General features: G+C 71.8%; 12 protein-coding genes. 7 read left to right on the top strand and 5 right to left on the bottom strand.

The window, feature by feature from the left end; translation table 11 throughout:
- Positions 1-20: 20 nt before the first annotated feature.
- The 3 genes from OG782_RS32525 to OG782_RS32515 form a co-directional block, all read right to left on the bottom strand.
- Complete coding sequence (locus OG782_RS32525; RefSeq protein WP_406457149.1) at positions 21-1,292, bottom strand: MFS transporter; 1,272 nt, start codon at positions 1,290-1,292, stop codon at positions 21-23.
- A gap of 138 nt (positions 1,293-1,430) precedes the next feature.
- Positions 1,431-2,042 carry a GNAT family N-acetyltransferase gene (locus OG782_RS32520; RefSeq protein WP_406457147.1) on the bottom strand — a complete coding sequence of 204 codons (612 nt, stop codon included), beginning with the start codon at positions 2,040-2,042 and terminating at the stop codon, positions 1,431-1,433.
- Positions 2,043-2,126: 84 nt separating this feature from the next.
- Positions 2,127-2,708, bottom strand: a complete 582-nt coding sequence (locus OG782_RS32515; protein WP_406457145.1) for a helix-turn-helix domain-containing protein — start codon at positions 2,706-2,708, stop codon at positions 2,127-2,129.
- 117 nt (positions 2,709-2,825) lie between these two features.
- Between OG782_RS32515 and OG782_RS32510 the strand changes: the two genes are divergently transcribed.
- The gene (locus OG782_RS32510; RefSeq protein ID WP_406457143.1) at positions 2,826-3,950 is read left to right on the top strand and encodes an aryl-sulfate sulfotransferase; all 1,125 of its coding nucleotides are present in this window, start codon (positions 2,826-2,828) and stop codon (positions 3,948-3,950) included.
- An 8-nt stretch (positions 3,951-3,958) separates the two neighbouring features.
- The gene (locus OG782_RS32505; protein WP_406457141.1) at positions 3,959-5,299 is read left to right on the top strand and encodes a uracil-xanthine permease family protein; all 1,341 of its coding nucleotides are present in this window, start codon (positions 3,959-3,961) and stop codon (positions 5,297-5,299) included.
- A gap of 78 nt (positions 5,300-5,377) precedes the next feature.
- Here the strand turns inward: OG782_RS32505 and OG782_RS32500 are convergent, their stop codons facing one another.
- Positions 5,378-6,277, bottom strand: a complete 900-nt coding sequence (locus tag OG782_RS32500) for a phospholipid scramblase-related protein (RefSeq protein WP_406457139.1) — start codon at positions 6,275-6,277, stop codon at positions 5,378-5,380.
- 143 nt (positions 6,278-6,420) lie between these two features.
- On the opposite strand from OG782_RS32500, the gene OG782_RS32495 reads away from it, so the two are divergent.
- The 4 genes from OG782_RS32495 to OG782_RS32480 all read left to right on the top strand — a co-directional run bounded on the left by OG782_RS32495 (position 6,421) and on the right by OG782_RS32480 (position 9,594).
- Positions 6,421-6,861 (top strand): hypothetical protein, encoded by a 441-nt coding sequence (locus tag OG782_RS32495; protein WP_406457137.1) that lies wholly within the window; start codon positions 6,421-6,423, stop codon positions 6,859-6,861.
- Between the two features lie 81 nt (positions 6,862-6,942).
- Complete coding sequence (locus OG782_RS32490) at positions 6,943-7,593, top strand: DUF3105 domain-containing protein (protein WP_406457135.1); 651 nt, start codon at positions 6,943-6,945, stop codon at positions 7,591-7,593.
- Between the two features lie 26 nt (positions 7,594-7,619).
- Positions 7,620-8,237 (top strand): DUF305 domain-containing protein, encoded by a 618-nt coding sequence (locus tag OG782_RS32485; protein ID WP_406459394.1) that lies wholly within the window; start codon positions 7,620-7,622, stop codon positions 8,235-8,237.
- Positions 8,238-8,349: 112 nt separating this feature from the next.
- Positions 8,350-9,594, top strand: a complete 1,245-nt coding sequence (locus OG782_RS32480; protein ID WP_406457133.1) for an ROK family protein — start codon at positions 8,350-8,352, stop codon at positions 9,592-9,594.
- A 132-nt stretch (positions 9,595-9,726) separates the two neighbouring features.
- Here the strand turns inward: OG782_RS32480 and xylA are convergent, their stop codons facing one another.
- Positions 9,727-10,896 carry a xylose isomerase gene (gene xylA / locus OG782_RS32475; protein ID WP_406459392.1) on the bottom strand — a complete coding sequence of 390 codons (1,170 nt, stop codon included), beginning with the start codon at positions 10,894-10,896 and terminating at the stop codon, positions 9,727-9,729.
- A gap of 286 nt (positions 10,897-11,182) precedes the next feature.
- On the opposite strand from xylA, the gene xylB reads away from it, so the two are divergent.
- A complete protein-coding gene (gene xylB, locus OG782_RS32470; RefSeq protein ID WP_406457131.1) occupies positions 11,183-12,685 on the top strand; it encodes a xylulokinase in 1,503 nt (500 codons plus the stop codon).
- Positions 12,686-12,759 lie beyond the last annotated feature (74 nt).

The raw sequence follows: 12,759 nt of genomic DNA, 5'->3' as shown, positions 1-12,759 counted from the left end.
GAGCACCCGGTGCGGTCCGGTCAGCTGCCGAGCCGCTGAGGATCGCGCTCCTGCCGGTCTCCGGGCGGCCGTACGGGTCCGGGCGAGGCCGCGCCCGGAAGCAGGGCGGTCCCGCACAGGGCGAGGATCAGCATCGAGGCGACCAGGGTCCAGGCCGTGGCCCGGACCCCGAGCGCCGCCAGCAGATAGCCGCCGAGGACCGCGCCGACCGGGATCGCGCCCCTGGGCAGGATCTGAGTCGCTCCGGCCACCCTGCCCAGCGCGGCGGCGGGGACGGCGTTCACCTCGTAGACCGAGACCGAGATGGCGGCCGCGGCTCCCGTCGCCCCCACACCGAACCAGGCACCCGCCTGGACGAACGGGTCGCCCGCGGCGGCGATCACCGTGATGAGTGCGGTCCAGGACCACAGCGCGGCGATGAAGACCGTCCGCACGCAGCGGCCACGGGCCAGCCGGGGTGCGGCGGCGGACCCGGCCAGGCCCCCGATGCCGGAGCCGGCCAGGACCGCGCCCAGCAGCCATGGCGGCTGGTGCTGTTGATGCGCCGTCACGATGAACAGCAGGATCACGCACTGCCAGATCACGTTCGTTGCCCCGAACAGCATGTTGACGGTACGCAGGAAGGGGTTCCGCCACAGCCACACGAGGCCGTAGCGCATACCGCCCCGCGCCCCGCCCTCGCTCCCGGAATCCCGCGCGAGCGGCTCCGTGGCCCTGCCGTTCACGCCGGCGACGGTCATGACGGAGACGAGGTACGAACCCAGGTTGACCAGGAACGGCAGCCACTGCATGAGGCCGAACATGAGCACGCCCAGGGCCCGTGAGACGAGCACGGTCGCATGCGTCTGCGCCTCGTGGAGCGAGATCGCCGCCGGGCGCTGCTCCACGGTGACGACATCGCGGACCGCCCCCAGCTCGGCCAGATCGAAGAAGACGTAGAAGCACCCCTCGGCGAACGCCAGCACGATCAGCGCCGCCAGAAATCCGGGCGCTCCGAGCATGCCGAGAAGGAGCAGCGCCAGGGCGGTGAGTGCGCCTCCGGCCTGGCAGATGAGCATGGTCGTACGCCGGTTGCGCCGGTCGGCCACCACACCTGCGGGAAGCTGGAGCAGGATGTTCGGCAGGGATCCCGCGAAGCCGGCCCACCCGGCCACGACGGGCGAACCGGTGACGGCCAGCGCGAGCAGGGGGTAGGCGATCCGGGCGCCGTTGGTGCCGAGCTGGGAGATGCCGTTGCCGGCCCACAGCAGCCGGAAGTCGCGATTGCCCCAGGGACCTGCGGCCGCCTTCATCTGCCGGCCGCGCCCGGCCGGTTCACCGGCCGGGTGTCATCCGCCCCCTGAAGGCTCGTGGCGGCCATGGGCGTCAGCCTTCTCCTCCGCTACGGCCGGACGGCACCGCGCACCGGGTGATGCGCCCGCCTGTGCGCATCATCCCGGAAAGCTGTCGTCGCGCAGGCGCGCGTGAACGTGCATGTCGTGCCAGCCGTCGGCGTGCAGATGCCCGTGCCGTCTGGTTCCTTCCGGCGCGAAGCCGGACTTGAGGGCGACTCGGCACGATGCCTCGTTCGTGACCGAGTGGACGAGTTCCAGCCGCTCGAAGCCCATCGCGTCGAACGCCCAGCGCGCCACGGCGCCGGTCGCCCGCGGTGCCACGCCCTGACCGCGCGCGGCGGGCACCGTCCAGTAGGCGCATTCGGCGTGTCCGATGCCGAGGATCATCGAACGGAGCGAAATACGGCCGAGCACCTGGTCCGCTGCGGTGTCCTCACCGGCCCCGGGCCGCACGACGGCCCAGTGCGCGGCGGTCTCGTTGTGCCAGGCGTCCCGCCACTGCCCGATCCAGTCGCGGGCCTCGTCCTCGGAGTCGGCCCGCCGCACGTGCCAGCGCTGGATGGCCGGATCGGCGAAGGCGGCGACGACCGCCGGAGCGTCCGCGTGCTGCCAGGGCCGCAACAGCAGGCCGTCGGCCACCGGCAGGAGGGGTTGCGCGGAGCTCGCGAGGCGGCCCGGCGGAATGAGCGGAGGCACCAGGTACGGCATGTGCGCATCATTTCACGGCAGTTCGACACCGGCCGGATCCGGGTGGCGAGCGGCGGCGGACACGGGTCCGCCCCTTACGTCCCGTCAGCCGCCCTGTTCGTCCGTCGCCTGGACGTGGTCCGCGATGCCGACCACCAGGACGCGGGTACCCGGTTCGATCGGGCGCCAGCGGTGGACGAGGCCGCCTGCGCAGTAGAGGGTGTCGCCCCGCTCCAGGCGGTAGAAGCTGCCGTCCGCCTCGACCTCGGCCGAACCGTCGGCGACGTACAGGATCTCGTCGTTGCGGTGCCTGAACTCACGGCCCCAGTCGTGGTCCCCGGTGAACTCCAGGGCGTGCAGACGCTGATGTCCGCGGACCAGCGGGCGCATCCGGCCGTCACCGCCGCCCGCCTCTCCGGTCTCCCGGACGGAGGCGGACGTGCCGCGCACCACGTCGACGGGGCGGGGCGCCTCCGCCGTGGACAGCAGCTGGACCGCGGTCGTGTCGAGCGCGTCCGCGATGCGTTGCAGCGACCCCATGCTCGGCCGGGAGCGGCCGTTCTCGATCTGGCTGAGGAACGGGGTGGAGAGGCCGGCCCGCCGCGCGACCTCCGCGAGGGTCAGTTCCAGGGCGCGGCGCCGTCGGCGAATACCAGGGCCGACCAGCGGGGTGTCCGCCTCGCTCATATCGCTCACTCCGTGTCCTGCGTGCCGCACACCACAGCCGGCGGGGCGGTGAGCAGCCTACCGGGCCGGTTAATCTTTTAAGTCCCACCTAATAAAGTTAACCGGGAGGACCGATCCATGCCCCTCGTGGACCAGAACCAGCGACGACGCCGCGGCACCGGGCTCATGGCCCTGGACGAGGAGGCCAGCTGTGGCGGCTACACGCTCTTCGCCCCGCTGACCGGTGGTGGCGAGGTCTATCTCATCGACATGCGCGGTGACGTGGTCCACCAGTGGAATCTCCCGCACCGCCCGGGGCGGCACGCCCGGATCCTGCCCAACGGCAATCTCGCGTACAGCGGCGTGCTCCCGGACGAGCCGGCGCTCTTCCCCATGTGGCACAAGTACCGCGGCGGGATCATGCAGGAGATCACCCCGGACGGCACGGTCGTGCGCGAGCACCGTGACCGCTACCAGCACCACGACGCCTACCACTACGGCGACGGCCGGCTCCTGTACTCCGCGCTGGAGCCGCTGACGGGCGAGGCCGCCGACGCGGTCCGGGGCGGGGTGCCCGGCTCCGAGGCCGACGGCACCGTGTGGGCGGACACCATCGTCGAGGTGGACGCCGACGGGAACACCGTGTGGGAGTGGAAGGTCTCCGAGCACCTCGACCGCGAGGCCTTCCCGCTGCACCCCGACTACTCGCGCGAGCACTATCCGCTGATCAACAGCGTGCTGCCGACCAGCGACGGCAACATCCTGGCGAGCTTCCGCTCCGTCTCCGCCGTGGTCGTCATCAGCCGGGAGACCGGCGAGATCATCTGGCGCAGCGAGCCCGGCACCGTATCGCAGCAGCACTGCCCGACCGAGCTGGAGAACGGCAACTTCCTCGTCTTCGACAACGGCGTCTTCCGCCCGCACTGGGACGTACCGTTCAGCCGGGTCATCGAGATCGAGCGGGCGGGTGGCACCATTGTCTGGGAGTACCACGACCCGGCACGCGAGTCGTTCTTCGCCCCGTTCATGGGCAGCGCCCAGCGCCTGCCGAACGGGAACACGCTCGTGACGGACTCACCCGCGGGACGTCTCTTCGAGGTGACCGCGGACGGCTATCTGTGCTGGGAGTACATCGTGCCGTTCTTCGGCGGCTACCAGGAAGAAGAAGTGCGCAAGCTGTTCCCGTCCGAGCCCAACGCCGTGTTCCGCTCCTACCGCTACTCGGCCGGGGAGCTCCCCTGGCTCGACGTCCCGAAGGGCTGAGCCGGACCATGGCCTCCTCCGTCCCCGACACGGCCGCCCCGGCCGTTGGGGCAGTTCCGGCTCCCTCCGTCGCGCCGGTCGACGAGCGGCTCCCGCTCCACCGGCTGGTCCCGCTGGCTTTCCAGCATCTGCTCGCCGGAGTCGCCGCCCCCGTCTCCTCGGTGATCCTGATCGGCACCACGCTGTCCCTGACGGCGTCGCAGACGGCGTCGCTGCTCAGCGCGACACTCGTACTGTGCGGTGTCGGCGCGCTGCTTCAGTCGCTGGGCGTGCGGGCGTTGCGCATCGGCGCCCGGCTGCCGTTCCTGATGCTGCCGGGCGGCGCGGCGGTGGCGATCTTCCTCCAGGTCGCCAAGGAGCACGGGCCGGCCACCGCCTCCGGTTCGGTGCTGATCGCAGCGGTCTTCCTGATCGCCGTACTGCCGCTGTACGGGCGCCTCGTGCGGTTCTTCCCGCCGCTGGTGATGGGCACCACGGTGGTCCTGATCGGGATCAACATGATCAAGATCACCGCACCGATGATCGCCTCGGGGCCGGGGCTCGGCTTCGCCACGCTCGGCATCACGGCCCTGTTCTTCCTGTTCATGCGCGGTGTCTGGCGGCAGATGTCGGTGCTCTTCGGCCTCGTGGGCGGCACACTGGTCGCCGCGTTGACCGGCACGGCCTTCCACATGGCGCAGGGCAGCACGTTCGCGCTGCCCGACCCGTTCCCGTACGGCACACCGCACTTCGATCTGCTGGCCGCCGTGCCGCTGCTGGTCTTCGCGCTGGCCTCGCTGGCGGAGGCGACGGGGCAGACCGTCCTGAACAGTGAGGCGGTGGGCCGTACGCCCGACGCGGCGCGGGACGTGCCGCGGATCTCCCGCGCGGACGCCGTGACCTCGCTGGGCGCGGGCATCTTCGGTACGTCGCTGATGGTGACGAGTGCCGAGAACATCGGGATAGTCCAGCTCACCCGGGTGCGCAGCCGCTTCGTCACGGCGGGTGCGGGGGTGCTGCTGATCCTGTGCGGTCTGATCACGCCGCTCACCCGGCTGCTCGCCGCGATCCCGGAGCCGGTGGTCGGCGCCGCGGGGCTGATCATCTACGCGGTGATCGCCACGATGGGCTTCGGCATGCTCAGCCGCGAGAACCTCAGTCACGGAACGAACGGCATCGTCGTCGCGCTGGCTCTCTGTGTCGGCCTGCTGCCGGTCTTCGCACCCGAGATGTACGCGGGACTGCCGGTGTGGGCCCGGACCGTCTTCGGCAGCGGTGTCGCCGCCGGTGCGCTGGCCGCGGTGATCCTCGCCGCGGTCTTCGCCAGGCTGGGACCGCCCGACGAACGGCAGGATCCAGAGGCCGGCTGAACAGCAGGCACCGCGGAACAGCCGGTGCCCCCACGCGATCGCGTGGGGGCACCGGCTGTTGCTCGCACGGTCCCCGGCTCAGCCGAGGCCGCGGGCGTCCTGCTTGAGGGCGGTGTCCACAGTCAGCGCCGTCGCGACGACGAGGCTCAGCAGCGGCTCGGGCAGCTGGTAGTGGATCTGGAGCACGTAGTTGTCCGCCGTGGTGAACAGCGTCTTCGCGAGGCCTTCCCAGGTCTTGGTGATCCGGGCTATCTCGGCGTCGTTGTGGTCGACGATCGCGAAGTTCCAGGCGCGCCAGTTCTCGGCCTTGATCGCACCGATCTGCTGACCGTCGACCATGATCGCGAAGTTGATCTTGCCGATGGCGTTCTGCTGGACGATCTCGCCGACGGACTGACCGTCCGGACGCTGCACGATGACCCGGGACTTGATGAACTTCGCCGGGCGCGTGAGCAGGAGCTGCGGCTGACCGTAGCCGTCGCGGATCTCGAGACGGTGGGTCAGGTACTGGTCGATGCTGGTGAGGAACCGCAGCACCTTACGGAACGCGCCCTGCCCGACCTGGACGACGGAGCCGATGGTGTTGCCGTGCTGGTCGAAGACGCTGTACTCGTTGGTCAGCTCGATCAGCTTGGCCTTCTGGTTCACCACCAGAACCTGCTGGTTGAAGAGCGAGACCCCGCCGGGGGCGCCACCCTGCTGCGGAACGGCGGCAGGCTGCTGCTGGGCGGCCGCCTGCTGCTGGAACTGCTGCTGCGGGACCGCCTGCTGTTGCGGGGCCGCCTGCTGCTGGAACTGCTGCTGCGGGACCTGGACCTGCGCGGGGGCCTGCTGCTGGACCTGCGCGGGCGCCTGCTGCCGGCCGTCGGCCGGATTGGTGTGCTCGGTCCACTGGGAGCCGTCCCAGTAGCGCAGCAGCTGGGGTGCGCCGTGCGGATCCGGATACCAGCCCGCAGATACGTTCGATTGCGTTGTCACCGGGGCACACTATCCCGGCGCGCCGACAGCGGAACCCCTTCGCGCGCGATCCACAGGTTCACCGGGTTCGCCGGATGAACCGGGATCGACCGGAGTCAGTCCCGCACTCATTGAAACTTCACAGACCCCGTACGATGTCCGGGATGAACTGGCTGAGCGCACGGACGGACCGGCTGCGGAGCACCCGCGCGTCGGTGCTGCTCGGCTGGGTGCTCGTCCTGCTCGCCATGGTGTCGTGCTGTTCGCTGACATCCGCGCAGCCCATGTCCGCGCGGCCCTCGTCCCCGCATCACGCCACCGCCTCGCCGGCCGCCGGCCGGGCCGCCACCCCCACGCCCGCGGCAGCGGCGCGGATCGTGGTGGCCGATGCCCCGGGCGACCGCGGCATCGGGAGCTCCTGCCACGGGGCTTCGGAGCACTCGGCACCGGTCGTGCTGCCCGGCCAGCCGGCACCGGCCGCGCTCCCCTGCGCCACCGCGGCTCTCCCGCCCGGCCCGCTCACCGGGGCGGCCGCGATCCGCGGCCCGTCGAACGACGCGGTGGGCGACGTCGACCGGCTACGCCTTCAGGTTCAACGGATCTAGACACCGCCGCCGTCCTCGGATGTCCGAGGGCGGTTCCGTGTGCCCGCAACCCATCCGTGTGACCGAACCGAAGGACCAGCCATGGCCTCCGTCAAGAAGCAGAACACCCCTTCCGCAGCCCGCCGGGCCAAGCTGGAGGAGGCCCGCCGCAAGGAGCGGGCCCGCGAGCGCCGCAGCCGCATCATCACGATCAGCGCGGCCGTCGCCGTCGTGGCCGGTCTCGTCGTGGGCGGCGGCTACCTGATGAACGCCGCCGACGAACAGGACAAGGCCGAGACGGCCGCCAAGTCCTCGCCCGTCCAGGGCGAGAAGAGCTGGGACAAGCTCGCGCAGAACCACGTCCAGAAGAAGGTCGACTACCCCATGAACCCGCCGGTCGGCGGAGACCACAACCCGGTGTGGATGAACTGCGACGCCGATGTCTACACGCAGGAGATACCGAAGGAGAACGCCGTCCACTCCCTGGAGCACGGCGCCGTCTGGGTGACGTACACGAGCAAGGCGAAGCCCGCCGACCTGAAGAAGCTCACGGAACGGGTGTCGGCCACCCCGTACTCCCTGATGAGCCCGGTGGAGGACCAGGGCGCCCCGCTGATGCTCAGCGCCTGGGGAAAGCAGCTGACCGTGAAGAGTGCGGCCGACGCCCGGGTGGCGCAGTTCTTCACGAAGTACGTCCAGGGCCCGCAGACTCCTGAGCCGGGTGCTGCCTGCTCCGGCGGGATCGCCAAGTGACGTCCTCGGCGCGCGCGTCACGGCCGATGGTCCTGGCCGGCGGGGCGGTCCTGCTGCTGGCGCTCGGCCTGGTCGTGCTGATGCTCGTACGCCCCTCCTCGTCGGCCCCCGCCGCCGCGTCGTCCACGGCCGCTCCCGCCGAGGCCTCGGCCGATGTCGGGTTCGCGCGCGATATGGCGGTCCACCACCAGCAGGCGGTCGAGATGTCGTTCATCGTCCGGGACCGCACCTCCGACGTTGCGGTGCGCCGGCTGGCGTTCGACATCATCAACACCCAGGCCAACCAGCGCGGCATGATGCTGGGCTGGCTGGAGATGTGGGGCCGTGCGAAGAGTTCCTCCGGGCCGCCCATGGGGTGGATGGGCCATGCCGTCACCCCGCGCGGCGACGGCGCGCTGATGCCCGGCATGGCGACGGACGCCGAACTCGATGCGCTGCGGGCGGCGAAGGGGAAGGACGCCGAGGTGCGGTTCCTCAGGCTGATGACCGAGCACCACCGGGCCGGTGCGGAGATGGCGCAGGCCGCCGCCGACGCGGCGGGCACCGCCGAGATCAGGAACCTGGCCTCGGGCATGGTGCTGGGCCAGCAGTCGGAGATCGCACTCATGGCGGACATGCTCAAGGAGCGCGGAGCCGCCTCCTGAGTACCCCCGGCCCGGCCCCGGTCACGCTCCTGCGCGCAGGGCGGGACCGGGGCCCGGTCCATCGGCATCGCGACCGTACTGGAGTACGGGATCGCATAGGCTCGGGAGCGATATGAAGAGCAACCTCACGCCGCTGGGGCCCAAGGCCGACAAGGACACCGTCCGGCGCAGCAACCTCAGCCTCGTGCTGCGCGCCGTCCGTGACGAGGGCGAGGGCGAGGCGACCCGGGCCGGGGTCGCCGCGCGGGTGGGACTGACCCGGGCCGCCGTGTCCTCGCTCGTCGAGCAGCTGATCGACAGCGGATTCCTCACGGAGTCGGGCAAGACGTTCAGCGGCCAGGCGGGCCGCCCCGGAACCGCCCTCAAGACGGCCCGCACCGGGCCGGCCGGGCTCGGGGTCGAGGTCAACATCGACTACGTGTCGGTGTGTGTCGTCGATCTGGCCGGTACCGGCCGGGTCCGGCTCACCGAGCATCTCGACAACCGGGGCGCGCCGCCCGCCGAGGTGCTGGCGCGGGCGGCCAGGATCGCCGCGCGCACCCTGGAGTCGGCGCGCGAGCAGGAGCTGTTCCCCGTCGGTGTGGCCCTCGCACTGCCCGGGCTGGTCTCGGGCGGCGCGGTGCGCCAGGCGCCGAACCTGGGCTGGAACCAGGTCCCGGCCGAGGACCTGTTCGCGGCGTCGCTCGCCGCCGAGCGCCCCGGTCACGAAGCACTGAGCGTGAATTCGGAGAACGAGGCCAATCTCGCGGCCCTGGCCGAGCTGTGGTTCGGCGGGCTGGAGCGGATCCGGAACTTCCTCTATCTGACCGGTGAGATCGGCGTCGGCGGGGCCGTGGTCATCAACGGTGAACTGCTGCGCGGGGCGCACGGCTTCGCCGGGGAGATCGGCCATGTGGTCGTGGACTCGGACGGACCGCAGTGCCGGTGCGGGGCGCGCGGCTGCCTGGAGCAGTACGCGGGCCAGGCGGCGCTCCTGCGGGCGGCCGGGATCGAGGAGACCGGCAGCGGGATCGGGGTGTCCGAACTCGAGCGGCGTGTCCGGTCGGGGGACGCGCGGGCGGTGAACGCGGTCGCGGAGGCCGGCCGGATGCTGGGGCGGGTCCTGTCGGGCGCGGTGAACCTGCTGGACCCCGACGCCGTGGTGCTCGGCGGGATCTACCGCAACCTGATGCCGTGGCTCTCGCCGCCCGCCGACCAGGAACTGACGGACCGGGTCGTGTCCGGGCTCTGGTCCCCGGGCAGCGGCCGGCTGCGGGCCTCGTCCGGCGCGGGTGACGCGGCCCGGGGCGCGGCGGCGCTGGTGATGACGGACGTACTGGCCGACCCGGTGGCGTACGCGGGGCGGGCCACGGCCTGAGCGCGCCCGGGTGCAGCGCCCTGTGAAGGCCGGGGACGCGGCCGGCGGGCCCGGACGCGCAGGCCCGGGGGCAGAGCGGACGGCAGGGACACGCCGGGGCGTGTCCCTGCCGCCGCTTGAAGCAGCGCGGCGTCAGCGGACCCCGAGCAGGTGGTCCATCGCCAGCTGGTCCAGGGCCTCGAACGCCATGCCGCGCTCCGCCGCGGCGGTCACGTCGAAGTCCTCGAACGCCGAGCGGTCGGCCAGCAGTCCCGCCACGCCGTCCTCTGCGGTGCGCTGGGCCAGCTCGTCAAGACGGGACGCGCGCAGCGCCTCCTGCACGGCCGGGTCGGCCCGGAAGGCGGCGGCCCGCTCCTTGAGGATCAGGTAGTTGCGCATGCAGCCCGCGGCGGAGGCCCAGACACCGTCGTAGTCCTCGGTGCGCGGCGGCTTGAAGTCGAAGTGGCGCGGACCCGTGTAGTCCGAGTTCTCCAGCAGGTCGACGAGCCAGAAGGCCTGGCGCAGGTCGCCGGCGCCGAAGCGCAGGTCCTGGTCGTACTTGATGCCGGACTGGCCGTTCAGGTCGATGTGGAAGAGCTTGCCGGCCCACAGGGCCTGCGCGATACCGTGGGCGAAGTTCAGTCCGGCCATCTGCTCGTGGCCTACCTCGGGGTTCACGCCGTACATCTCCGGGCGCTCCAGGCGCTCGATGAAGGCCAGGGCGTGGCCGACGGTCGGGAGCAGGATGTCGCCGCGCGGCTCGTTGGGCTTGGGCTCGATGGCGAACCTGAGGTCGTAGCCCTGGTCGACGACGTACTCGCCGAGCAGGTCGAAGGCCTCCTTCATCCGGTCCAGTGCGACCCGTACGTCCTTGGCGCCGCCGGACTCCGCACCCTCACGCCCGCCCCAGGCGACATACGTCCCGGCGCCCAGCTCGACGGCGAGGTCGATGTTGCGGATGACCTTGCGCAGCGCGAAGCGGCGGACGTCGCGGTCGTTGGAGGTGAAGCCGCCGTCCTTGAAGACGGGGTGGGTGAAGAGGTTCGTCGTCGCCATGGGCACGACGAGCCCTGCGGCGTCCAGGGACTGCCGGAACCGCTTCACGATGCCTTCGCGCTCGGAGTCCGTCGAGCCGAACGGGATCAGGTCGTCGTCGTGGAAGGTCACACCGTACGCACCCAGCTCCGCGAGCCGCTGTACGGATTCGACCGGGTCGATCGGCTCCCGGGTCGCGTCGCCGAACGGGTCGCGCCCCTGCCAGCCCACGGTCCACAGGCCGAAGGTGAACCTGTCCTGCGGGGTGGGTGCGAAGCGTTCCGTCATGGTCCAGCCGCCTTCGGTGCCATGGGCCAGCAGCCGGTCGGGCAGCCGAACCTCAATTTGTTCACTGTCATGACTAATCATGCACGGGCCACCCCGGTCACGAAACCCCCCGCCACCGGAATTCCGGAGCGACCCCTGTTCCGGACGGGTTCGAGCGCGTAATTTGTTTTCTGTACGATCAAATCCCGGCACCGCGAGGAACCGCCGGGCGGGACGCCGGACGGGAGTCCGCGGGCCCGGGAACCCCCTGAAGCAGAGATTCCTGAAGCAGAGAATGAGGTCAGCCATGCCGCCGCACACGGTCGTCATCGGTGTGGACAGCTCCACCCAGTCCACCAAGGCTGCGTTCGTCGACAGCGCCACCGGCCGGCTGCTCGCCGTCGGCCGCGCCCCGCACGTCGTCACCGGCGAGGACGGCGCCCGCGAGACGGACCCCGAGGTGTGGTGGCAGGCACTGCGAGACGCGGTCGCCGCCGGGCTGAAGGAGTCCGGCGCCGCCGCCGAGGACATCGCCGGGATCGCCGTCGCCGGACAGCAGCACGGACTGGTCGTCCTCGACGGTGCGGGCCGCCCGCTGCGCCCGGCCCTCCTCTGGAACGACACCCGCTCCGCACCGCAGGCCGCCGCCCTCACCGCCGCGCTGGGCGGGGCCGAGGCCTGGACGGCACGCACAGGGTCGGTCCCGGTGGCCTCGATGACCGCGTCGAAGTGGCAGTGGCTGCGGGAGAACGAACCGGAGACCGCCGCCGCGGCCGCGGCGATCCGGCTCCCCCACGACTTCCTGACCGAGCGGCTCTCCGGCCGCGCCTTCACCGACCCCGGCGACGCGTCGGGCACCTGCTGGTACTCCACCGCGACCGGCGCCTACGACCCGGAGCTGCTCGAGCTCCTCGCCATCGACCCGTCGTTGCTGCCGGAGGTGGCGCCCAGCGGCGCGGCCCGGATCGGCTCGCTGACGGAGGCGGCCGCCGAGGCACTCGGGCTGCCCGCCGGGATCGCCGTCGCGGCGGGCACCGGCGACAACATGAGCGCCGCCGTCGGCCTCGGGCTCGGTGGCGCCGGACTCCTCGACCACCCGGTCCTGAGCCTGGGCACCTCGGGCACGGTCTTCGCCGCCTCCCGGGCCAGGCCCGCCTCGCCCGGACTGTCCGGCTTCGCGGCGGCGGACGGTACGTACCTCCCACTGGCCTGCACCCTCAACTGCACGCTCGCCGTGGACAAGGTCGCCGCCCTGCTGGGCCTGGACCGCGACGACGCGGAACCCGGCGGCGAAGCCGTACTCCTCCCCTATCTGGACGGCGAACGCACCCCCGACCTGCCCACCGCCTCCGGCCTCCTCACCGGCCTGCGGCACGACACCACGGCGCAGCAGCTCCTGGGAGCCGCCTACGAGGGCGCGGTGGTGACCGTGCTGCGCGCGCTCGACACCCTGTTGCGCGCCTGCGGGCTCGACCCGGACGACCCCGAGGTGGCGGCCCGGCCGTTGCGCCTGATCGGCGGCGGCGCCCGGGGGCAGATGTGGGTGGAGACGGTACGGCGCCTCTCGGGGCGCCCGGTGACCGTTCCGGGCGGCGGGGAACTGGTCGCCCTGGGCGCGGCGGCGCTCGCCGCGGCAGCGGCCTCGGGCGTCGACCCGGTCGCGATCGCCGCGGGGTGGGACACCGGCGAGGACCTTCGACTGGAGGCGGTGGAAAAGGACCTGACGACCTGGGAGCGGGTCGGTTCGGTGCTGGAGAGCGCGGCGGAACCGCTGCTGGGGGCGACCGGCGTGGCCGGCCAACGGAACTGACCGTCTGTCATGTCCCGCCGCACGCACCGCACCGGTGCGCGCGGCGGTCCTCGGCCGTTTTGGATAGCGAACTG

It is taken from the genome of Streptomyces sp. NBC_00876 (assembly GCF_045207435.1).
Classification (GTDB): domain Bacteria; phylum Actinomycetota; class Actinomycetes; order Streptomycetales; family Streptomycetaceae; genus Streptomyces.
Note: the sequence above shows the minus strand (reverse complement) of the source record. Positions and strands in the feature narration are given on the sequence as shown.

Excerpts from the sequence above, each read along its gene's own strand:
- OG782_RS32525 (WP_406457149.1), bottom strand. The coding sequence starts at position 1,292 with ATGAAGGCGGCCGCAGGTCCCTGGGGCAATCGCGACTTCCGGCTGCTG.
- OG782_RS32520 (WP_406457147.1), bottom strand. The coding sequence starts at position 2,042 with ATGCCGTACCTGGTGCCTCCGCTCATTCCGCCGGGCCGCCTCGCGAGC.
- OG782_RS32515 (WP_406457145.1), bottom strand. The coding sequence starts at position 2,708 with ATGAGCGAGGCGGACACCCCGCTGGTCGGCCCTGGTATTCGCCGACGG.
- OG782_RS32510 (WP_406457143.1), top strand. The coding sequence starts at position 2,826 with ATGCCCCTCGTGGACCAGAACCAGCGACGACGCCGCGGCACCGGGCTC.
- OG782_RS32505 (WP_406457141.1), top strand. The coding sequence starts at position 3,959 with ATGGCCTCCTCCGTCCCCGACACGGCCGCCCCGGCCGTTGGGGCAGTT.
- OG782_RS32495 (WP_406457137.1), top strand. The coding sequence starts at position 6,421 with ATGAACTGGCTGAGCGCACGGACGGACCGGCTGCGGAGCACCCGCGCG.
- OG782_RS32490 (WP_406457135.1), top strand. The coding sequence starts at position 6,943 with ATGGCCTCCGTCAAGAAGCAGAACACCCCTTCCGCAGCCCGCCGGGCC.
- OG782_RS32485 (WP_406459394.1), top strand. The coding sequence starts at position 7,620 with ATGGTCCTGGCCGGCGGGGCGGTCCTGCTGCTGGCGCTCGGCCTGGTC.
- OG782_RS32480 (WP_406457133.1), top strand. The coding sequence starts at position 8,350 with ATGAAGAGCAACCTCACGCCGCTGGGGCCCAAGGCCGACAAGGACACC.
- xylA (WP_406459392.1), bottom strand. The coding sequence starts at position 10,896 with ATGACGGAACGCTTCGCACCCACCCCGCAGGACAGGTTCACCTTCGGC.
- xylB (WP_406457131.1), top strand. The coding sequence starts at position 11,183 with ATGCCGCCGCACACGGTCGTCATCGGTGTGGACAGCTCCACCCAGTCC.